This is a genomic window from Terrabacter sp. 2TAF16 (assembly GCF_052115065.1).
In the GTDB taxonomy this organism is placed as follows: Bacteria; Actinomycetota; Actinomycetes; order Actinomycetales; family Dermatophilaceae; genus Terrabacter.
Window position 1 is genome coordinate 157,376 of sequence record NZ_JBFRFZ010000004.1, and the last position, 20,562, is coordinate 177,937.

A 20,562-nucleotide genomic window follows, 5' to 3' on the forward strand; every position below is an offset into this window, starting at 1 on the left:
GACGCTACGGATGAGAGGCGGACCACGGATCACCCCCTCGGGGCGACCTCCGCTCGCGCCCGACCCTCCCGAGAGCACGGCCCCCGGGCGCTCTCACCCCCCAGGAGTGACCCCATCGGGCGTGGACCCCCGAGAGACTGGGCGGGTCGAGATCAGACAACGAAAGGGGACTCCCATGGCGCGCGGGGCACAACGAGCGGGAACCATCGGCATCATCGTCGCGATCGTCGGGGTGATCTTCGCGGTGGCGGGCGTCGTCACCTGGATCGTCGTCGACAACCAGCTCGCGGCCGAGAAGATCACGGTGTCGCAGGACGCCGACTTCCTGGCTGGCCAGGACGTCACCGGGCCCTTCACCGCCTACGCCCAGGCGCAGGTGATCAACAAGCACGCCCTCGAGGCCACCGGGGGCAAGACCTATGCCGAGCTCGAAAAGGACGATCCCGCGCGGACGACGGCCATGCAGGCGTCATTCCTGCGGGCCTCGCTCTTCACCTCGGTCGTCGCCTTCGGCGTGGCTGTCCTGGCCGTCGTCCTGGGCATCGTGCTCGTGCTGATCGGATGGGCTCTCAGGTCGCTCGCCGCGACGCCCACCCGAGAGCTCGCGTCGCCCTGAGCCACGGGGAGGTCTCTCGCTGCTCTGCCGCACTCGCGGGAAGCTCCGTATCGCTCGTGCCCTGCGCCGCTACCATCGAGTGAAGGGATCCGGCGCCCTGAGGTGGGCCGATGGTGACGAGCATGAGCGTGGTGCTCCACGAGCGTGGGGCCGATGCCGCGCGTGTCGACCTGCTGCACCGACAGTTCCGTCAGGAGCTGCGACACGTCGACGCACTGGACGTCGTGCAAGACGCGGCGGCGCCTGCCGAACCCCCTGAGCCAGGCTCGCGCGGGCTGGACCCCGAGACGGTCAACGCACTGGCCGTGGCCGTGATCGGATCCGGTGGCCTGGCAGGGCTCATCTCGTCGGTGCGGGCGTGGCTCGGGCGGGCGCCCGAGGAGACCAGGACGGTGCGGCTCGAGATCAGCGGCGACGTCATCGAGCTGTCCGGGGCCACCTCGGCCGAGCAGGAGGACCTGCTCAGGGTCTTCATGGCGCGGCACGGCGCACCGACGCCATGAACGACACCACGGCAGCCGGCGCCCGGCGGGCGCTCATCATCGCCAACGACACCTACGACCACGCGAGCCTCGGCCAGCTGCGCGCCCCCGAGGCCGACGCGCGTGCCCTCGCGGCCGTGCTCGGCGACCCGGAGATCGGCGGCTTCGAGGTGTCGATCGTGCACAACGCCGCCTCCTACGAGGTGCAGTCGCACATCGACGACCTCTTCACCGAGAGTCGCCCGGACGACCTGCTGCTCCTGCACTTCTCGGGCCACGGGCTCAAGAGCGACTCGGGCGAGCTGTTCGTCGCGGCACGCAACACCCGGCCGGACCGGCTGGGATCCACGGCGGTGCCAGCCGACTTCATCCAGCGCTGCATGCGCACCGCGCGAGCTCGCACCATCGTGCTCTTCCTCGACTGCTGCTACGGCGGTGCCTTCGGCGAGGGCGTCGCGGTTCGGGCGGCCGGACCGGTGAACGTCATGGAGAGCTTCCCGGCCGGGCGGTTGGGAGGCGGCCGTGGGCGAGCCGTGATCAGTGCCTCGAGCGCGATGGAGTACGCGTTCGAGGGGACGACCCTGACCACCGACCACGAGGTCCAGCCTTCGGTCTTCACCTCGGCGGTCGTGCACGGGCTGCTGACGGGCGAGGCGGACCGCGACGAGGACGGCCTCGTGTCGCTGGGCGAGCTCTACGACTACGTCTTCGACCGGGTCCGGGAGCAGAACCCCCGTCAGACGCCGGGGAGGGACGTCGAGATGTCCGGCGACGTCTACCTCGCGAAGAGCCGCCACAAGAAGGTGCGGCCGGCGCCGATCCCGGAGGCGATCGTGGCGGCCCTGCGTGAGCCCGACCCGACCTACCGACGCGGTGCCGTCGTCGAGCTCCGCGACCGGCTCGGACACCCCGACCTGGGCGTGGCGCTCGGCGCACTCGAGGCGCTCCAGGCCGTCGCCCGCGCCGACACGAAGTCCGTCGCCGACGATGCCGCCGCCGTCATCGACGCCTCGGCACCGCGGGTCAACCCTCCGGCCCTGGACTTCGGCGAGATCGCCTTCGGGGCTGCGGTCGCTGTCGAGCGCGAGCTGCACGTGGCCGGCGTGCCGCTGGCACGAGAGGTTCGCGTCGAGGCCGACCCTCCGCTCAGCGCTGTCGTGGACGGTTCCGTCGTGACCGTGACCTTCTCGCCGACCGACAGGCCGTATGCCGGCAGCATCACCGTGACGAGTCCGACGGGGTCCGTCATCGTGCCGGTCACCGCCTCGGTCGGACGTCGGACGGGGTTCCTCGAGTCACCTCCACACCCGCCCGAGCCCGCAGCGACCGCGGCCAGCGTGACGGACCCCGCCTCCCACTCCGGACCCGATGACGAGGAGTTCGTCGGTCGACGCCTCCGGCCGGTCGAGACACCACGCGACGACGCGTCCGTGTCGGCACCTGCGTCGGGGGAGTCGGCCACCGTCGTGGGACCGACCGCGGCACCGGCGGAAGCCGAGTCGGTATCCCCGCCCCAACCATCCGCTCTACCCGCTACACCCGCGACACCCGCGACACCCGACGAGCGTGCCGTCCCCAGCGACCCTTCCACGCAGCCCGACCCCGTCACGGCCGCCGCGGCACACCGCACGACGGCGCCTGCGTGGCGACGAGTCGCGGGTGGAGCGACCCTCCTCGGTGGGCTTCTCGTCCTCCTGACCATCTTCCTGCCCTGGTTCGACGGCGGGACCTACGCCGACAACGCCCGCGAGCAGATCCCCGCTGCCGTCATTCGCGGCCTGTTGGCTCTGACCGCCGGGGTCACGATGCTCGTGCCCCGGGTCCGGGACCCGGTCGCGGTGGCGCTGCTCACCTCGACCGGCGCCGCTTGCGGTGCAGGCTCGCTCACCCTCGTCGGGGTGTTCAACGCGTCCGGCGCCGACCGCGTCGACATCGGCTGGCTGGTGGCGTTGGTCGGTGAGCTCCTCGTCGGCGCAACGGCCCTCGGGACCCTGCTGGCCGTGGCGTCACGGACACGGGTGCCGTTCCGACGGTTCGACCAGCGTGCCTGGCGCTCGGTCGTGACCCTGTGCCTCGGCATCGCGACGACCGCCGTCTTCATCGCCTACGCCATCCATGTCGCCGATCAGGCCTCGACGTACTGGGGGGCTGTGACCTTGGTCTGGGGTCTGTTGACCTTGGCATTCACCGTGTCCGCGGTGCTGCTCGAGGCCGCCGTGGGCCGGGCGCTGCTCGGCGGCTGGGCCGTGGGCGCCCTGAGCTACTCGGTGTCGGAGTGGGTCTACCTCAACCGCATGGATAGCGATCCACACGCCGTCCCGGTGCTGACCTTCGCGTGCGGGCTCCTCCTGCTGGCAGCAGCGGCGCTCCGCGACGGGTCGATCGACGGACCGACACCTCCCGCCACCTGATCGGGCGTGACGTCGCGCATCAGATCGCGCGCTCGATGTCGTCAGGACGCACCGATCGCACGATCTCGCGCCCGAAGCGCCAGCTCCATCACGCCATGACCCAGCCCCGAGAGCATGAACGACCTCGTCCGATGGACGAGGTCGTTGCTGGTGGAGCCAAGGGGACTCGAACCCCTAACCCCCTGCTTGCAAAGCAGGTGCGCTACCAATTGCGCCATGGCCCCGAGTGGGGAGAGCGGCCTCAGGCCGAGGTGTCGGCCTCGTCCGTCGCCGTCGGAGCGGTCGCCGGTGCGACGGGCGCCTGCACGTCGTCGGTGGCCTGGGTCCACAGGTCCTGCTCGGCCTGCTGCTGCTTCGCCTTCTTGCGAAGGAAGACGACGCCGGCGACGGCTGCACCGACGAGGGCGAGACGCTTCAGCATGCGAGGGATCCTCTCCGTGGTGGCGGTGATGGTGGGCCTAGGAGGACTTGAACCTCCGACCTCTTCCTTATCAGGGAAGCGCTCTAACCGTCTGAGCTATAGGCCCATCGTCACCTTCGCGCGGACGATCCACACCATCAGAGATGACGACCGGACGCGAGGGGAAACGTTACCCGATGCACCTCGCCTCATACAAAACGGCCCCCGCCCGTGAGGGTGGGGGCCGCTTGCGTATGCCGTGTGGCCGCGTCCACGACGCCGGCCGAGAGCCGACGGGGGCCGGCTCAGACCGGCTCGGACCGGCTCAGTCGTCGGTGAGCGTCAGCTGCACGCCACCGACGAGGGCGGCGCAGATGTTGTAGAGGAAGGCCATGACGGTCGCGATCGCCGTCATGAGGATGACGTCGATGACACCGATGACGATCGAGAGGGACACGACGCGGCCGAAGCCGACGTAGTCCTTGATCGAGAACGGGTCGGACGTCGTCGTCTGGAGCGACTGGAGCACGCCCTCGACGTCGGAGAAGACGTTCATCGTCGACAGGATCATCCACAGGACGGCCGTGAGGATGACGCCGGCGATGCCGAGCGCGACGGAGAGCAGGAAGCTCATCTTCATGACCGACCACGGGTCGACGCGCGCGACGGCGAGGCGGACGCGCCGCGGGCCCTTGGGCTTGCGGTGCGCGGTCGTGGTGCGCGCACCGGCGGCGGTCGACGAGGCTGCGCCGGACTGGCCGGAGCCGACCCGCTGCGTCGGGGCCGTGCGGTTGGTGACCGCGCCGCGCGAGAGTGCGGTGGCCGGGTCGGCGCTCGAGGCACCCGACGTGCTGCCGGACGACCCGCTCGAACCGGTCGAGGCGTAGTAGGAGCCGTTCTGGCCCTGGTCGTCGGTGAAGCCGGAGCCACTGCCCGTCCGGGTCGACGTGCCCGGGCTGCTCAGGGAGCCCTCAGGGCTGGTCGCGCTCATTCGTCACCTCCGTTGTCGGTGTCCGACGAGCTCGCCTCGTCACCCGACGTCTGGTCCGACGGTACGCCATCGGCGCCGGGAACCGTAGCGGGCGCTCCCGGAGCGGACGTCGCGTCGCTCTCAGCTCCCTCGCCGTCCTCGACCTCGCCCACGACGATGGCGGACTCGGCGTTGCGGGCCACGGCCACGATCGAGTCGCCCTTGTCGGGCGTCGCGAACTTGACGCCCTGCGACGAGCGGCCGGTGTGGCGCACCTCGTCGACGCGCGAGCGCACGATCTTGCCCTTCTCCATGACGACCATGACCTCGTCGGTGTCGATGACCGTGAGGGCGCCGACGAGGTCGCCGCCCTTCTCGGAGAGCTTGGCGACCTTGATGCCGAGGCCGCCGCGGCCCTGGAGGCGGTACTCCGAGACCGGGGTGCGCTTGGCGAGACCGTTCTCGAAGACGACGAACACGTCGGGGCTCTCGCCCTCCTCGACGACCGACATGGCGAGCAGGTCGTCGCCGTCGCGGAACTTCATGCCCGTGACACCGGAGGTCGAGCGGCCCATCGGGCGCAGCGCCTCGTCGGTCGCGGTGAAGCGCACCGACTGGCCCTTGCGCGAGACGAGGAGCAGGTCGTCGCGGTTGGACGCCAGGCCGGCGCCGACGAGCTCGTCACCCTCGCGGAGGTTGACCGCGATGAGGCCGCCGGAGCGGTTGGAGTCGTAGTCGGCCAGACGCGTCTTCTTGACGAGGCCCGCGCGGGTGGCGAGGACGAGGTAGTCGGCCTTCGCGTAGTCACGGACCGCGAGCACCTGGGCGATCTGCTCACCGGGCTGGAACGCGAGCAGGTTGGCCACGTGCTGGCCCTTGCTGTCGCGCGAGCCCTCGGGCAGCTCGTAGGCCTTGGCGCGGTAGACCCGGCCGAGGTTGGTGAAGAAGAGCAGCCAGTGGTGGGTCGTCGTCGTGAAGAAGTGCTCGACGACGTCCTCGCCACGCAGCGATGCACCACGGACGCCCTTGCCGCCACGCTTCTGCGAGCGGTACTGGTCGACGCGCGTGCGCTTGGCGTAGCCGCCGCGGGTGATCGTGACGACGACGTCCTCCTCGGGGATGAGGTCCTCCATCGACATGTCGCCGTCGAAGGGCACGATCGTCGTGCGCCGCTCGTCGCCGTAGCGCTCGACGATCCCGGCGAGCTCCTCGCTGATGATCTCGCGCTGGCGTACCGGCGAGGCGAGGATCGCGGTGTACTCGTCGATGAGGGCCTGCAGCTCGTCGTGGGCCTCGATGAGCTTCTCGCGCTCGAGGGCCGCGAGGCGGCGCAGCTGCATGTTGAGGATCGCGTTGGCCTGGATCTCGTCGATCTCGAGCAGCTCGATGAGGCCGTCGCGGGCGATCTCGACGGTGCGCGACCCGCGGATGAGGGCGATGACCTCGTCGAGCCGGTCGAGCGCCTTGAGCAGGCCGCGCAGGATGTGGATGTCGGCCTCGGCCTTGCGTAGGCGGAAGGTCGTGCGCCGGACGATGACCTCGACCTGGTGGTCGACCCAGTGGCGGATGAAGCCGTCGAGCGGCAGGGTCCGCGGCACCTCGTCGACGAGGGCGAGCATGTTGGCGCCGAACGTCGTCTGCAGCTGGGTGTGCTTGTAAAGATTGTTGAGCACGACCTTGGCGACGGCGTCGCGCTTGAGCACGATGACGAGGCGCTGGCCGGTGCGGCCGGAGGTCTCGTCACGGATGTCGGCGATGCCCGAGATCTTGCCGTCCTTGACGAGGTCGGCGATCTTGAGCGCGAGCATGTCCGGGTTGACCTGGTAGGGCAGCTCGGTGACGACGAGGCACTGGCGGTTCTGGATCTCCTCGACCTCGACGACGGCCCGCATGATGATCGAGCCGCGGCCCGTGCGGTAGGCGTCCTCGATGCCCTTGTGCCCCATGATCAGGGCGCCGGTCGGGAAGTCCGGGCCCTTGATGATCCCGAGCAGCGCCTCGAGGAGGTCCTCGCGCGAGATGTCAGGGTGGTCGAGGTAGTACTGCGCGCCGGCCGCGACCTCGCGCAGGTTGTGCGCGGGGATCTGGGTGGCCATGCCGACGGCGATGCCGGCGGAGCCGTTGACGAGCAGGTTGGGGAAGCGGCTCGGCAGCACGGCCGGCTGCATCGTCTTGCCGTCGTAGTTCGGGACGAAGTCGACGGTGTCCTGCTCGATGTCGCGGACCATCTCCATCGCGATCGAGGCCATCCGGCACTCGGTGTATCGCGGGGCGGCGGCGCCGTCGTTGCCGCGGGAGCCGAAGTTGCCCTGGCCGTCGACGAGCGGGTAGCGCAGCGACCAGTCCTGCACGAGGCGCACGAGGGCGTCGTAGATCGCCGAGTCGCCGTGCGGGTGGTAGTGACCCATGACGTCGCCGACGACGCGCGCGCACTTGTTGTAGCCGCGGTCGGGACGGTAGCCGCCGTCGTACATCGCGTAGACGATGCGGCGGTGCACGGGCTTGAGGCCGTCGCGCACGTCGGGCAGGGCGCGGCTGACGATGACCGACATGGCGTACTCGATGTAGCTGCGCTGCATCTCGGTGTTGAGGTCGATCGGCTCGACCCGATCGTGCTGACCGATGTCGGCCGGCACGACGACCGCGCTGGCGTTCGGGTCGCCCTCGTCCTCGTCGTCCGCCTCGGTGGCGCCCGGGTCGGGCCCGAGGATGTCCTCGATGCTCTGGTCGGGCGTCTCGTCGCCAGGTGTCTCGTTGCCGGGCGTCTCGTTGACGTCGTCTCCGTCGTTGGGAGGCAGGTCGTCGCTCACGTCAGATCCCTTTGTCTCTCAGTCACATTCGTACAGTTCGTGGGGCGCCGGTGGTGGCGTATGCCGTGTCGCCCGTTTCACGTGGAACGTCCCGTCCCGGCGGGCCGGGCCTGACGGCGTACGCCCTCGGTCGGCTAGATGTCGAGGAACTTCACGTCGCGGGCGTTCTTCTGGATGAAGGAGCGACGGGACTCGACGTCCTCACCCATGAGGACGGCGAAGACCTCGTCGGCCTTGGCGGCGTCGTCGAGCGTCACCTGGAGCAGGGTGCGGGTGCTCTGGTCCATCGTCGTCTCGCCGAGCTCCTGGTAGTTCATCTCACCGAGGCCCTTGTAGCGCTGGATCGGGTTGTCCTTCGGCAGGCGCCAACCCTTGCCCTCGCCGAGCAGGCGCAGACCGTCCCGCTCGCGGTCGCTGTAGGCGAACTGGTGCTCGGCGTTGCTCCACCGCAGGCGGAAGAGCGGCGGCTGCGCGAGATAGACGTAGCCGGCCTCGATGAGCGGGCGCATGAAGCGGAAGAGGAGCGTCAGCAGCAGCGTGCGGATGTGCATGCCGTCGACGTCGGCATCGGCCATCAGCACGATCTTGTGGTAGCGCGCCTTGTCGATGTCGAAGTCCTCGCCGATGCCGGTGCCGAAGGCGGAGATGAGCGCCTGGACCTCGTTGTTGGCGAGGATCTTGTCGATGCGCGCCTTCTCGACGTTGAGGATCTTGCCGCGGATCGGGAGGATCGCCTGGGTGTGCGGGTCACGGGCCTGGGTGGCCGAGCCGCCGGCGCTGTCGCCCTCGACGATGAAGACCTCGGAGATGCTCGGGTCCTTGCTCTGGCAGTCCTTGAGCTTGCCCGGCAGGCCGCCCGACTCGAGCAGGCCCTTGCGGCGGGTCGCCTCGCGGGCCTTGCGGGCCGCCATGCGTGCGGCCGCGGCCTGCACCGACTTGCGGACGATGTCCTTGCCCTCGGTGGGGTGCGCCTCGAGCCAGTGGCCGAACTCGTCGGTCATGGCGCGCTGGACGAAGCCCTTGACCTCGGAGTTGCCGAGCTTGGTCTTGGTCTGGCCCTCGAACTGCGGCTCGGCGAGCTTGACCGAGATGACGGCCGTGAGTCCCTCTCGGACGTCGTCGCCGGTGAGGTTCTCGTCCTTCTCCTTGAGGAGGTTCTGGCGGCGCGCGAAGTCGTTGACGAGCTTGGTCATCGCCGCGCGGAAGCCCTCCTCGTGGGTGCCGCCCTCGTGGGTGTTGATCGCGTTGGCGTAGGTGTGGACCGACTCGCTGTAGGCGTTGGTCCACTGCATCGCGAGCTCGAGGCTCAGCGAGCGGGCCTCGTCCTCGACCTCGATCGAGATGACCTCGGGGTGCACCGGTTCACTGCGCTTGCTGCCGTTGATGTGGTTGACGTAGTCGACGAGGCCGTTGTCGTAGCGGTAGCTGACCCGCTTGGCCGTGAGCGTCTTCTTCTCGCCGGAGCCGGAGCCGGCGTCGGCCGCGGCGGCCTGGGGCTCGTCGTCCTCGGTCGACTCCTCGACGACCTCGAGGTCCTCGTCGAGGTCGTCGAGGTCGACGTCGCGCTCGCCCGCGGGCTGCTCGATGCGCTCGTCGACGAGGTTGATCGTCAGGCCCTTGTTGAGGAAGGCCATCTGCTGCATCCGGGCCCGGATGGTCTCGAAGTCGTAGTCGACGGTCTCGAAGATGTCGGCGTTGGCCCAGAAGGTGATCGTCGTGCCGGTCTCGTCGGTGGCCTCCTGCTTCTCGAGGGGCCCGTCGGGCACGCCGTCGGTGAAGCTCATCCGGAAGACATGGCCCTTCTGGCGGACCGCGGCCTTGAGGCGGGTCGACAGGGCGTTGACGACGGAGCTGCCGACGCCGTGCAGGCCACCGGAGACCTTGTAGCCACCGCCACCGAACTTGCCGCCGGCGTGCAGCTGGGTCAGGACGAGCTCGACGGCGCTGATCTTCTCGACGGGGTGGATGTCGGTGGGGATGCCGCGGCCGTTGTCCTTGACCCGGACGCCACCATCGGCGAGGAGCGTGACGTCGATGGTGTCGGCGTAGCCGGCGAGCGACTCGTCCACGGCGTTGTCGACGATCTCGTAGACGAGGTGGTGCAGGCCGCGGGGACCGGTCGAGCCGATGTACATGCCTGGGCGCTTGCGCACGGCCTCGAGACCCTCGAGGACGGTGATCGCGCTCGCGTCGTAGTCGACGCCGTTGGGCCGGACGTCGGCCGGGACCGCAGGGGCCGCCGGTGTTGCAGGGACCACGGGTGCGCCGGGGTCGGGAGTCGCTGTGTCGGGTGCTGCCACGGAGTCGGATCCGGTGGAACTGGGGGTGGTGCTGGTGGTGATCGGCTCGTCGGCGTCGGACACGGCTCTCCTCGGTGGTCAGACCTCATGCGGGCGGCTCGACGTGGACGTCGAGCCGCAACCTCATCAGTCTAACGGTCCGGGGCCGTGAACCGTGCCCTCAGACGCGCGAAACGGGCACTTTCCGGCCCGAGAACCCGTGGATCCGAGGGGAGGATCACGCCCCGGGGCTCCAGCGCCCCTCAGGCACCCTCACCCGCCGCATCGCCCCGCGCCACCACGAGGCTCCCGTCCGCACCCATTCTCCTGCGTCCGGGCCGGCCCGAGGGCCGTCGTCCACAGGCCGTCCGGGCCTCGCCGCGCCGCGAGGCAGGCACCTACCGGGCACCTAGCCGGGTATGCCGGGAGGCCGGGTCCCAGCGGAACCGGCCTCCCGACATATGACCTCGGTGGGGTGGATCCCCGCGTCAGAGGATGCCGCGGGCGTGGAAGGCCGCGCGCACGGTGGCGGCGTCGGTCGCACCGTAGAGCGCGGTCGCGGCGTCGACGGTCTTCTGCGCTGCCGCGGCCCACGTCGTCGACGGGGCGTAGGAGAATTGGGCCTCGAGGATGATGCGCGTCGCCTTGTCCCGGCCGAAGGCCTTGTTGACGTCCCAGAGCGCGTGGCTCCAGATCTCGCCGTCGTCGTGCACCTCGCCGGTGCGGTTGGCGACGGTCTTGGTCGTGTCGAGGCGGCGGATGCAGTGCGGCGTCGTCGAGGTGTAGGACGTCGAGTCCCAGTCCATGACGCAGACCCACGGCGTCGTGGCCGTGTCGGCCGAGTTGCCCTGCGACATCGTGGCCGCGAGGTAGTCACCGAAGCCCTCACCGATGGCGCCCGCGTCCGAGCCGCTGCCGAAGCCGGGCACCTGGTCGTCCTGGACCGCGTGGCCGTACTCGTGCCACACGACCTCCTGGTCCTCGCCGTCGTCGACGCCGCCCGTGCCGATGGTGATGGTGTCCTGGCTCGGGGTGTACCAGGAGTTGTCCTGGGTCGTCGTGTTGACGCTGAGGTCCTGGGACTCGTGGTTGACGTCGGCGAAGCCGAGCGACTGGATGTAGGCCTGGACCCGGTCGACGGCGTAGTAGCTGTTGACCTGCTCGAACCGTGTGTCGCTGCGGGTGTAGGGGAAGGTGAGCGTCGACGAGAAGGCGGCGGCGTTCTTGCCCTTCTTGCTGTTCGTGACGTTGGCCCAGCTGCCCTTGAGGTCGCCCGAGCCGTCGAGGTTGGCGAGGGTCACCGTCTTGTAGGCCGACGCGGGGACGGCGCTGTCGGCGTTGTTCGCGTCCTTGAGCGACTCGTTCTGCAGGGCGACGACGGGGTTGGGGTCGAAGACCTTGCCCGAGCCACTTGCGAGGACCCGCTCGTCGGTGACCTTCGTGACCCGGCCGCTGCGGGCGTCGACGAGCACCTGCTTGTCCTGGTCGGTCGTGACCTGCCAGGCCAGCGTGGCCGCGCCCCCGGCGGCTCCGGGGACGACGACGAGCCGGCTGGCGCGGGCGTTGCCGTGGCCCTTGGCGGCGGTGGCGGCGGAGGCGCGCGCGACACCCGGTGAGACCGAGGTGAGGCCGGTGACGGCACGACGACCGTCGTCGACCGAGGCGGCGGCGCCCGTCGCGTGGACGGCGTACCAGCCGCCGAGCACCGGCACGCCACGGTAGGTCTGGGCGTACCAGCGGTGCGAGCCGAGCAGGCTCTGGCGCACCTGGACGAGCGTGAGGTCCGCGGGCACGGAGGCCCCGGCCGTGGCGGGGGCCGGGGCGGCGACAGAGCCGGCGGCCGCCGTCGAGAGGAGGGCACCGACCGCGGCGACGACCGAGGCGGTGGCGATGAGCGGCGTACGACGCATGTCGAACCTTTCGAGGAGTGGAGGCCAACGACACAGGCAACCACGCGCGGGAGGTCCGCGTCCGGAAAGGATTCGTAAAGACTTCCCCTCGTTTCGGCAGGGTGGGCACCGGCGTCGGGACGACCCGGGCACACCGTGCCTGATCGTGACGTCAGGCGCCACCGCGCGCAGGCTCGAGTCGGGACACTGCGCGGACAACCTTTCCGTGTGGATGACGGTCTGGATGGGTGCCGGCACGTGCCGGGACGAGCCGACAACAGGGGACGCGGGTCATGGACGATGCAGAGCGGAGGGCCGACTTCACGGCCTACGTCAGGGCGCGCGAGCAGTCGCTCGCCCGACTCGCCTACCTGCTGAGCGGGGACCGGGACGCCGCCGAGGACCTGCTGCAGAACGCGCTCGCCAAGGTCTACCGCCACTGGGACCGCGTGCGGGTCGCCGAGCTGCCGGACGCCTACGTGCGCCGGGTCATGGTCAACGAGAACAACTCCCGCTGGCGCGGACTGCTGCGCCGCCACGAGTCACCGAGCAGCCACGTGCTGGAGGTGCTCGACCCGCCAGGTGCTCCCGGGCTCGACTCGGCGACGTCGATCGACCTCTGGCACCACGTGCAGAGCCTGCCGCGCCAGCAGCGCGCCGCCGTCGTGCTGCGCTACTACGAGGACCTCACCGAGGCCCAGACCGCCGAGGTGCTCGGCTGCTCCATCGGCACCGTCAAGAGCCACACGAGCCGCGCGATCTCCGCGCTGCGCTCCCGGATGAGCGAGGCCACGGCATGAACCCCATCGACCCCGGTCTCAAGCAGGTGCTCGACGAGCGCGGCGAGGGCGTACGCGTCGTGGCCGACCTCGCGGAGCGCGCGATCGCTCGCGACCGTTCCAACCGACGCCGCGAGCTCGGCGGGACCGCGCTCGTCGCGGGCCTCGTCCTGGCCGTCGCCCTGCCGGTGGGGTGGTCAGCCGTGCGACCGACCGGTGACCAGCCGCTCCCCGTCGGACCGTCGGCATCGACGACGGCTCCCACGGGGCGACCGTCCGCGCCGACCGGGAGCGCCAGCAGCGCCCCCACTCCCACGTCGATCCCGACCCTCACGGCCGACGGTGCCCCCGCGCCGGTCATGGTCCGCTTCGCCACGGGCGGGCCGACCGGGACCACGACCGTCCCCTACGTCGCGGACGGCGTCATTTACGACGGGACGAGGCAGGTCGCGCTGACCGGCAAGCTGACCGGCGGCTCGCTCGCGCGGCTGGCCGGTGGCGGGTGGCTCGTGGCCCAGGGGGAGACCGGTGTCTACTACGTCGTGGACTCGACCGGAGCCAACACGGTGCGGCTCGACGGCGAGTCCAGCACGGTCAACGCCGACGGCAGCGTCTTCGTCATCGAGTCGCGAGGCTCGCTCACGGCGTACGACGCCGTGGGGGCCCGCATCGGTCGCCTCGACGCCACCACGTGCGACTGCACGCCCGACGGGGTCTCCGACGCGGAGTCGCCCGGGTACGACGCCGTCGGGATCGTCGGGCCCGTCGTCTATGCCAGCCGAGGCTTCACCGGCAGCTCGGTCGCGTGGGACGTCGCCACGGGAACACGCCGAGCGGTCGCCGGATCCCCCACACTCGTCGATGCCGCCCGCGGGACGGCCCTCGTCGGCGTGGCACCGAGGCCGGGTTCGAAGCAGGTCTGCAACGAGCTGACGGACCTCACCTCAGGTCGGACGATCTGGCGGCTCTGCGGACCGCTCGTCTTTCGGGCGTTCTCGACGGACGGCGCCTACCTGCTCGCGACCGGCTACATCGACGGGCTCGACGACTCGCAGCTGGGCCCCGACCGGACGTTCCGTTATGGCGGACTGGTTGTCGTGCGCACCAGCGACGGCGCTGTCGTGATGGAGGACGGCAGCAGCAGCGCACCTGGTGGTGGCGCCTCACCCGTCAGCTATCGCATGGGGGGCGACGGCACCGTCACCGTGCAGGTCGGTGCGACGACCGGGGACCGCAGCCTGCAGCGCTGCACCCTCGACGGCGAGTGCATCGTCGTCGCACCGGGTCGGGCGCGGGACACGGACATCCCCGAGGGGGAGGACCCGTACTTCCTCGCCGACAACTGAGCGCGTGCTCAGTCGTCGGCGAGCGTGCGCTCGAAGAGGGAGTGGATCGCCTCGGGCAGGTGGGGCTCCTGGAGCGTCACGTCGCAGCCGACCTCGTCGCACACGACGGAGTAGATGTACGCGTCGGGGTGGGTGCGCTCGGTCGAGGCGGCGATGCGCTGGAGAGTCGGTGCGGCCAGCAGGTGCTGCCAGTCCTTCGCGTCCCGCTCGGACAGGTCGCCCAGGGCCAGGCGGCGTTCGCGGACCTGGCCGGCGAAGCCACCAGAGCGACGGAGGAGCACCTGGGCGTCGGCGCCCGGGACCTGTCCGGACGGCCCGCCCCCGGCCGGACCAGGCGTCGGGGTCGAGCCGACGGCGCCGCCTGCCTGCCTGCCCGGACCGCCGGCAGCCGCGGTGAGCACGCCGACCTGCTCCCACGCCGAGCGCACGGCCGCCTGCTCGGCGGACCCGTCACCGTGGGCGCTGCCCGCGGCGGCCACGGTGAGGCCGGCGAACGTCGCGAAGTCGCAGTCGGCCTTGATGCCGTCACCCGACACGACGGCATACCAGATCGCGCCCGGGCCCTCCCAGGCATTGCCGCCGATCGCGTCGGCCGCGAGCACGAAGGCGCGGTTGGGGATGCCCGAGTTGATGTGGACGCCGCCGTTGTCGTCCTGGGTCTCGACGTAGTCGTCCATGTGCGCGGGCTGCGGGTCCTTGCCGAGCCGTGGGTCGTCGTAGGCCGTGCCGGGGTTGCGCATGTCGCGCAGGGCGCGACCCTGGACCGAGGGGTTGAGCAGGTCGGCGCCGACGAGCCAGTCGGCCTGCGCGGCGCTCTGGCCGAGGGCCTTCTGCTTGACGAGGACGCCGAACACGTCGGAGATCGACTCGTTGAGCGCGCCAGACTGGCCCTGGTAGAGCAGGCCGGCCGTGTGCTCGGTGACGCCGTGGGCGAGCTCGTGCCCGATGACGTCGAGGCTCTGGGTGAACCGCTCAAAGACGACCCCGTCGCCGTCGCCGAACACCATCTGCGAGCCGTCCCAGAAGGCGTTGTCGTAGTTGCGGCCGTAGTGGACCGTGGCGAGCAACGGCATCCCCTTGCCGTCGAGCGAGTCGCGGTCGTAGGCCGTCGACCACAGCTCCCAGGTCGCGCCGAGTCCGTCGTAGGCCTCGTTGACCGCGACGTCGCCGCTCGCGGCCGCGCCCTCGGTGCGCACCGTCGTGCCCGGGGTCGTCTGGCTGCCCTGGGCGTCGGCGATCGTGCGGTGCGGTCCCGTGCCGTGGGCCGTCGGCGACGTGACGTCCTCACGGCGCGGGGCCCGTCGCGTCGTCGGGCGGGCTGTCGGCGTGTGCCGCGAGGAGCGCAGCTCCTCGTCGTGCCGGAGCGCCTCGCGGGCGTGGGCGGCCACGGCCGGCTCGTCGCTGGCCGCCAGGGCCTCGAGCATGTAGGGCGGCACGATCGTGCAGTGCGGCGTCCGGGTCTGCGGCGGTGGCTGCGTCGAGGTCATGACGACAGTCTGCGTCGGAACACCGACACCCGCCCTCCGAGCGGTCCTACAGTTCGCAGCGTGATCACGATCAACGTCGGCGGGCGCGAGTACGACTCGTGGGACGCGCTGCCCGAGGAGGTGCGGGCCCAGCTGCTCGCGGCCGGTGTCGACCCGGGACCGGACGGACGCCTCGACTCCGTCGACCTGTCGCGTGCCCATGGCTCGGTCACGCGGCGCACCACCGTCGCCGGACCCGATGGTGCGCCCCTGCCTCCCGTCGTCGCCGAGGTGCTGTCCTCCATCGCCGACGCCTTGGGCTCGGCGCTGCACGGGGCCGTCGGGCCGGTCGCGCCGACCGCCGGAAGAGGGCCGGTGGTCGAGCCGGACGCACCGCCGGCGCCGACCACAACCGAGAGCCTGCCCGCCGTCGAGCGTGCGGCCGTCGAGACCGACGCCGAGGACGCCGAGGACGCCGAAGACGCCGAAGACATCGACGCCTCCGCGCCGGCGCGATTGCGGCGCGTGCCACGGGTCCTGGCCTGGCTCGTCATCGCCGGCACCGTGCTGCTCGTCGCCACCGTCGTCGTCATCGGCCTGAGCGGGGTCTGAGCGGCGCCGCCGATCAGCCGTAGGTGTCGCGCGGTCCTCGCGAGTCGGGGGAGCGACGGGCGCCGCGGTTCCACGACGGCGCGCTCGGGCCGACGACCTTGAGCTCGCGGACCGCGCCGGCTCCGATCTCCTCGTCGATCCGGGCGAGCAGCGACGAGGCGAGCAGGCGCATCTGCGTGGCCCAGGCCGTCGAGTCGGCGCGCACCGTGAGGATCCCGTCGACGAAGGTGAGCGGTTCGACGTGGCCGGCGATGTCGGGCCCTACGATCTCGGGCCAGCGGCCCATGACCGAGCCGACCGCGACGTCGACCTTCCAGCCGCGGTCGAGCAGCAACCGGTCGAGCTGGTCACCGAGCAGGGCCGGGTCGCGACCGTCGCGGGCCGAGCCGGACAGCACCGGCGCGTCACCGATCGGACGGCGTCGCTTCTTCGGCCGCATGCCGGGGCGCAGTCCCTTCTCGGCCGCTCCCGCCCGCGCCCGCGCCAGCGCCGAGGCCGCGGCGTCGGCGATCCGGGTGTCCTCGTCGTTCGGTTCGGGGGTCTCCTCGGCAGCACCGGCCGCCGTGTCGGTGGGCTCGGCCCCGGGGGCGTCGTCACTCATCGTCGCCCTCCCCACCCGCCTCCTCGCCGGCGGTGTCCTCCGCGAGGGCCTGAGGTGGCTCGCTGACGGACGCACCCACGGAGCCCGCTGCCTGGACCTGACCGAGCACGACGGCATACGTCGTGCCGTTCTCGCGGAGCACGTCGGGCACGTCGGCCCCGACGGCGGCGGTGATGAGCACCTGCTCGCAGTCGGAAACGAGCGCCGCGAGCCGCTCGCGCCTGCCGGAGTCGAGCTCGGCGAAGACGTCGTCGAGCACGAGCACCGGGTCGTCGCCGAGGTCGCGCCGCAGGAGCCGGTATGCCGCGAGCTTGAGTCCCAGGGCGAAGCTCCACGACTCGCCGTGGCTGGCGTAGCCCTTGGCGGGCAGCTCGCCGAGGGAGAGGACGAGGTCGTCACGGTGGGGCCCGACGAGGGAGATGCCGCGCTCGATCTCGCTGGAGCGCACCTGCTCGAGGGTGTCGAGCATCCCGGTGCGCAGCTCCTCGATCTCGGGGACCTCACCGGCGGCGAGCCGCTTGGCGAGGTCCTCGTGGAGGGAGCTCTTGTAGGTGGCGCGTGCATTCGAGGCGGCCGCGCTCACCGCGTCGTAGCACTCGGAGAGGTCGGGCACGAGGTCGCGCAGCAGCCGCAGCCGTGCGTAGAGCAGCTGAGCCCCGACCGAGGCGAGGTGGTCGTTCCACACGTCGAGGGTGTGCAGGGCCGCCTCGCGGGCCTCGTCGACCGGCTGGTCGCCGTCGCGGGGCGGACGCGGCGGGCGACGGGCACCCTTGCGGAGCACCGGCGCCGCGGACTTGAGCAGGGCGTTGCGCTGCTTGAGGATCTTGTCGTAGTCGGACCGGACCCCCGACCACCGGGGCTGTCGCTGCACGAGCAGCTCGTCGAGGAAGCGCCGCCGCTCCGACGGGTCGCCCTTGACGAGGGCGAGGTCCTCGGGCGCGAAGAGCACCGTGCGCACCGTGCCGAGCACGTCGCGCGGCCGCGAGACGGGGGAGCGCCCGAGGCGGGCGCGGTTGGCGCGACCCGGCGTGATCTCGAGCTCGACCATCGTCTCGCGGTCGTCGCGGATGATGGCCCCACGCACGATCGCCTGGGCCGCGCCGAACCGGACGAGCGGCTGGTCCGTCGCCACGCGGTGCGACCCGAGCGTGGCGAGGTAGCCGACCGCCTCGACGAGGTTCGTCTTGCCCTGGCCGTTGAGACCCACGAGCGTGGTGACGCCCGGCGTCAGCGCGAGCTCGGCGCTCGGGTAGCTGCGGAAGTCCTTGAGGGTCAGGTGACGGACGTGCAAGGAGGGTGCGGCGCTCTGCTCAGGCCTTCTTGGCGGTCTTCTTCGCCGCGCGCTTCTGGCCGCGCGCGGAGTCGGCCATGTCGGTGGCCGTCGTCGCCGACGCCCGACCCGAGGAGGCGGCCTTCTTCGCGGCGCCGACGTTGGCCTGCGAGGCCGTCGCGGACGCGCGCTTGCTCGCCTGCTTCGTCGCGGAGCGACGCGAGGCGCCCTTCTTCGCCGCGGCCTTCTTGGCCGGGGCCGCCGGCACGTCGCCCTGGCGCAGCTTCTCGCCCTCGGCGATCGTCATGACCTGGTGCCCGCCGAACTGGCCGCGCAGCGCCGCGACGGCCTGCATCGTCGGCGAGCTCGACTGGCGCGAGGCGAAGCGCGCGAAGAGCGAGGCCGAGATGACCGGCATCGGCACGGAGAGGGCGATGGCCTCCTCGACGGTCCAGCGCCCCTCGCCGGAGTCGTTGGTGTAGTCGGACACGTCGTCGAGGTGGGGGTTCTCCTCGAGCGCGTCGACCATGAGGTCGAGCAGCCAGGACCGCACGACGGTGCCGCGGCTCCACGCCTTGAAGGCACCGGGGACGTCGGTGACGATGTCCTTCTTCTCGAGCAGCTCGTAGCCCTCGGCATAGGCAGCCATGAGGCCGTACTCGATGCCGTTGTGGACCATCTTCGTGTAGTGCCCGGCACCGACCTTGCCCGCGTGGACGAAGCCCTCCTCGCGCGGGCCCTCCGGCCGCAGCGCGTCGAAGATCGGCATGGCCCGGGTGACCCACTTCTTGTCGCCGCCGCACATGAGGCCGTAGCCGTTCTCGAGGCCCCAGATGCCACCGCTGACGCCGCAGTCGACGTAGCCGATCTTCTTCTCTCCGAGCAGCTTGGCGTTCTCGAAGTCGTCGGTGAAGCGCGAGTTACCACCGTCGATGACGAGGTCGCCCGGCTCGAGCAGCTCGGCGAGCTTGGCGACGGTCTCACGGGTCGGGTCGCCGGCCGGCACCATGACCCACACGACGCGCGGGGCCTCGAGGGCCTTGACGAGCGCCGGCAGCGTGCGCACGTCGGCGACGTCGGGGTTGCGGTCGAAGCCGATGACCTCGTGGCCCGCGCGACGCAAGCGCTCGCGCATGTTGCCGCCCATCTTGCCGAGACCGATGAGACCGAGCTGCATGTCGCGAGCCTTTCTGCGGGGAAGTCTGCGGGAAGCGTGCGGGGCGGAGCGGGTGGCGCGGTTCGAGGCTACGCCTGCCCGGCGGCGTACGGCACCGGGCGCTCGAGTGCGCCGTGAGCGCGGTGCGGGAGTGGTTGTCAGCTGGCGAAGCGGACCGGCATGAGGACGTAGCGGTAGCTGGTGTCGGGCTCGGAGTCGGCCTCGGCCTGGCCGGTCAGCACGGCCGGGCGGCTCGGCTGGGTGAACGAGAGACGGCTCCAGGCTGTGCCGACGGCGTGCAGGCCGTCGAGGAGGAACTGCGGGTTGAACGCGATCTGGATCTCGGGTCCGTTGAGCGTGGCCTCGACGGCCTCGGAGGCCTGGGCATCGTCGCCGGTGCCGGCCTCGATGGCGACCTGGCCATCGGTGAACTTCAGCAGCACCGGGGTGTTGCGCTCGGCGACGAGGGCGACACGCTTGACCGCCTCCTCGAGCGCCGTTGTCTCGACGACCGCCTCGGTGTCGACCGACGTCGGGAAGATCGAGGTGACCTTGGGGTACTCGCCGTCGAGCAGGCGCGTCGTCGCACGGCGCTGGCCGGCCTCGAAGCCGATGAGGCCGTCGCCGCCCTGGCCGAGCGCGAGCTCGACGGAACCGGACGCACCGAGGGCGCGTGCCGTGTCGGAGAGCTGGCGAGCCGGGATGAGCGCGACGTGGCTCGCATCGGTGGCCGACGGGCTCCACGTCAGCTCGCGCATCGCGAGGCGGTAGCGGTCGGTCGCGAGGAGGGTCACCTTGTCGCCGTCGATCTCCATCCGCACGCCGGTGAGGATCGGCAGGGTGTCGCCCTTGTCGGCGGCGATCGAGACCTGGGCCACCGCCTGGGTGAAGACGTCGCCGGCGATGGTGCCGCTCGTCTCGGGCGAGAGCGGCAGCGTCGGGTAGTCGGCGACCGGCATCTCGCGGAGCGCGAAGCGGGACGAGCCGCAGGCGACGTTGACCTTGCTGCCGTCGGTGCTGACGTCGATCGGCTTGTTGGGCAGGTTGCGCGAGATGTCGGCGAGCAGGCGACCCAGCACGAGCACCTGGCCGGCCTCGGCGACGTCTGCCGGCACGGTGATGCGCGCGGACACCTCGTAGTCGAAGGCGGACAGCGTCAGCGTGCCGTCCTCGTTCGCGTCGACGAGCACGCCAGCGAGCACAGGAACCGGCGGGCGCGCCGGGAGCCCACGGGCCACCCAGGTCACGGCCTCGGCCAGGACGTCTCGCTCAACCCGAAACTTCACGGTGCACTCACTTCGACGGGGAAGGACATTGGGGCTCAGACACTAGTGCCTGCCGGTGACTGGCACCACAGACACTCCCCGAATCGCCGAGGCGGCAAAATCACCCGATCGCCCATCGGGTCCGTGGACCCTCGCGAGCCGGCCCTGGGCGTCCGGTCGGACCCTCGTTGTCGGGGCTCCCCTCTATGA

16 protein-coding genes and 2 tRNA genes are annotated in these 20,562 nt (G+C 71.1%); 6 read left to right on the forward strand and 12 right to left on the reverse strand.

Going from position 1 to position 20,562, the window contains the following annotated elements:
- The first annotated feature begins 175 nt into the window (after window positions 1-175).
- From AB4Z14_RS06275 to AB4Z14_RS06285, 3 genes are all read left to right on the forward strand, one after another.
- On the forward strand, window positions 176-616 hold the full coding sequence (locus tag AB4Z14_RS06275; RefSeq protein ID WP_442274461.1) for an aromatic ring-opening dioxygenase LigA: 441 nt from the start codon (window positions 176-178) through the stop codon (window positions 614-616).
- A 122-nt stretch (window positions 617-738) separates the two neighbouring features.
- Window positions 739-1,119, forward strand: a complete 381-nt coding sequence (locus AB4Z14_RS06280; protein ID WP_442274462.1) for an effector-associated constant component EACC1 — start codon at window positions 739-741, stop codon at window positions 1,117-1,119.
- On the forward strand, window positions 1,116-3,509 hold the full coding sequence (locus AB4Z14_RS06285) for a caspase family protein (RefSeq protein ID WP_442274463.1): 2,394 nt from the start codon (window positions 1,116-1,118) through the stop codon (window positions 3,507-3,509). Before AB4Z14_RS06280 ends, AB4Z14_RS06285 begins: the two co-directional genes overlap by 4 nt.
- A gap of 148 nt (window positions 3,510-3,657) precedes the next feature.
- Here the strand turns inward: AB4Z14_RS06285 and AB4Z14_RS06290 are convergent.
- The 7 genes from AB4Z14_RS06290 to AB4Z14_RS06320 all read right to left on the reverse strand — a co-directional run bounded on the left by AB4Z14_RS06290 (window position 3,658) and on the right by AB4Z14_RS06320 (window position 11,878).
- Window positions 3,658-3,733, reverse strand: a tRNA-Ala gene (locus AB4Z14_RS06290).
- Between the two features lie 17 nt (window positions 3,734-3,750).
- The gene (locus AB4Z14_RS06295; protein WP_056780483.1) at window positions 3,751-3,930 is read right to left on the reverse strand and encodes a DLW-39 family protein; all 180 of its coding nucleotides are present in this window, start codon (window positions 3,928-3,930) and stop codon (window positions 3,751-3,753) included.
- 29 nt (window positions 3,931-3,959) lie between these two features.
- Window positions 3,960-4,036: transfer RNA gene (locus AB4Z14_RS06300), tRNA-Ile, on the reverse strand.
- Window positions 4,037-4,234: 198 nt separating this feature from the next.
- Window positions 4,235-4,900: a DUF3566 domain-containing protein gene (locus AB4Z14_RS06305; RefSeq protein ID WP_442274464.1), complete on the reverse strand. Its 666-nt coding sequence runs from the start codon at window positions 4,898-4,900 to the stop codon at window positions 4,235-4,237.
- Complete coding sequence (gyrA, locus tag AB4Z14_RS06310; protein ID WP_442274465.1) at window positions 4,897-7,689, reverse strand: DNA gyrase subunit A; 2,793 nt, start codon at window positions 7,687-7,689, stop codon at window positions 4,897-4,899. The genes AB4Z14_RS06305 and gyrA overlap by 4 nt, the downstream gene beginning before the upstream one ends.
- 134 nt (window positions 7,690-7,823) lie before the next feature.
- Window positions 7,824-10,052: a DNA topoisomerase (ATP-hydrolyzing) subunit B gene (gyrB, locus tag AB4Z14_RS06315; RefSeq protein WP_442274466.1), complete on the reverse strand. Its 2,229-nt coding sequence runs from the start codon at window positions 10,050-10,052 to the stop codon at window positions 7,824-7,826.
- Window positions 10,053-10,456: 404 nt separating this feature from the next.
- Window positions 10,457-11,878 carry a M4 family metallopeptidase gene (locus tag AB4Z14_RS06320; protein ID WP_442274467.1) on the reverse strand — a complete coding sequence of 474 codons (1,422 nt, stop codon included), beginning with the start codon at window positions 11,876-11,878 and terminating at the stop codon, window positions 10,457-10,459.
- 272 nt (window positions 11,879-12,150) lie between these two features.
- Here AB4Z14_RS06320 and AB4Z14_RS06325 point away from each other — a divergent pair, with 272 nt between their 5' ends.
- Together AB4Z14_RS06325 and AB4Z14_RS06330 are read left to right on the forward strand one after the other, a co-directional pair.
- On the forward strand, window positions 12,151-12,657 hold the full coding sequence (locus AB4Z14_RS06325; RefSeq protein WP_442274468.1) for a SigE family RNA polymerase sigma factor: 507 nt from the start codon (window positions 12,151-12,153) through the stop codon (window positions 12,655-12,657).
- A complete protein-coding gene (locus AB4Z14_RS06330) occupies window positions 12,654-13,982 on the forward strand; it encodes a hypothetical protein (protein ID WP_442274469.1) in 1,329 nt (442 codons plus the stop codon). Before AB4Z14_RS06325 ends, AB4Z14_RS06330 begins: the two co-directional genes overlap by 4 nt.
- Window positions 13,983-13,990: 8 nt before the next feature.
- On the opposite strand, the gene AB4Z14_RS06335 is transcribed toward AB4Z14_RS06330, so the two are convergent.
- The gene (locus AB4Z14_RS06335) at window positions 13,991-15,469 is read right to left on the reverse strand and encodes a protealysin inhibitor emfourin (RefSeq protein WP_442274470.1); all 1,479 of its coding nucleotides are present in this window, start codon (window positions 15,467-15,469) and stop codon (window positions 13,991-13,993) included.
- 60 nt (window positions 15,470-15,529) lie between these two features.
- Here AB4Z14_RS06335 and AB4Z14_RS06340 point away from each other — a divergent pair, with 60 nt between their 5' ends.
- Window positions 15,530-16,060, forward strand: a complete 531-nt coding sequence (locus tag AB4Z14_RS06340; protein WP_442274471.1) for a hypothetical protein — start codon at window positions 15,530-15,532, stop codon at window positions 16,058-16,060.
- Window positions 16,061-16,073: 13 nt separating this feature from the next.
- On the opposite strand, the gene AB4Z14_RS06345 is transcribed toward AB4Z14_RS06340, so the two are convergent.
- From AB4Z14_RS06345 to dnaN, 4 genes are all read right to left on the reverse strand, one after another.
- Complete coding sequence (locus AB4Z14_RS06345; RefSeq protein ID WP_442274472.1) at window positions 16,074-16,661, reverse strand: DUF721 domain-containing protein; 588 nt, start codon at window positions 16,659-16,661, stop codon at window positions 16,074-16,076.
- A complete protein-coding gene (gene recF, locus AB4Z14_RS06350; protein ID WP_442274473.1) occupies window positions 16,654-17,952 on the reverse strand; it encodes a DNA replication/repair protein RecF in 1,299 nt (432 codons plus the stop codon). The genes AB4Z14_RS06345 and recF overlap by 8 nt, the downstream gene beginning before the upstream one ends.
- Before the next feature lie 19 nt (window positions 17,953-17,971).
- Complete coding sequence (gene gnd / locus AB4Z14_RS06355; RefSeq protein WP_442274474.1) at window positions 17,972-19,108, reverse strand: phosphogluconate dehydrogenase (NAD(+)-dependent, decarboxylating); 1,137 nt, start codon at window positions 19,106-19,108, stop codon at window positions 17,972-17,974.
- A gap of 137 nt (window positions 19,109-19,245) precedes the next feature.
- On the reverse strand, window positions 19,246-20,373 hold the full coding sequence (dnaN, locus tag AB4Z14_RS06360) for a DNA polymerase III subunit beta (protein WP_442274475.1): 1,128 nt from the start codon (window positions 20,371-20,373) through the stop codon (window positions 19,246-19,248).
- Window positions 20,374-20,562: the final 189 nt, after the last annotated feature.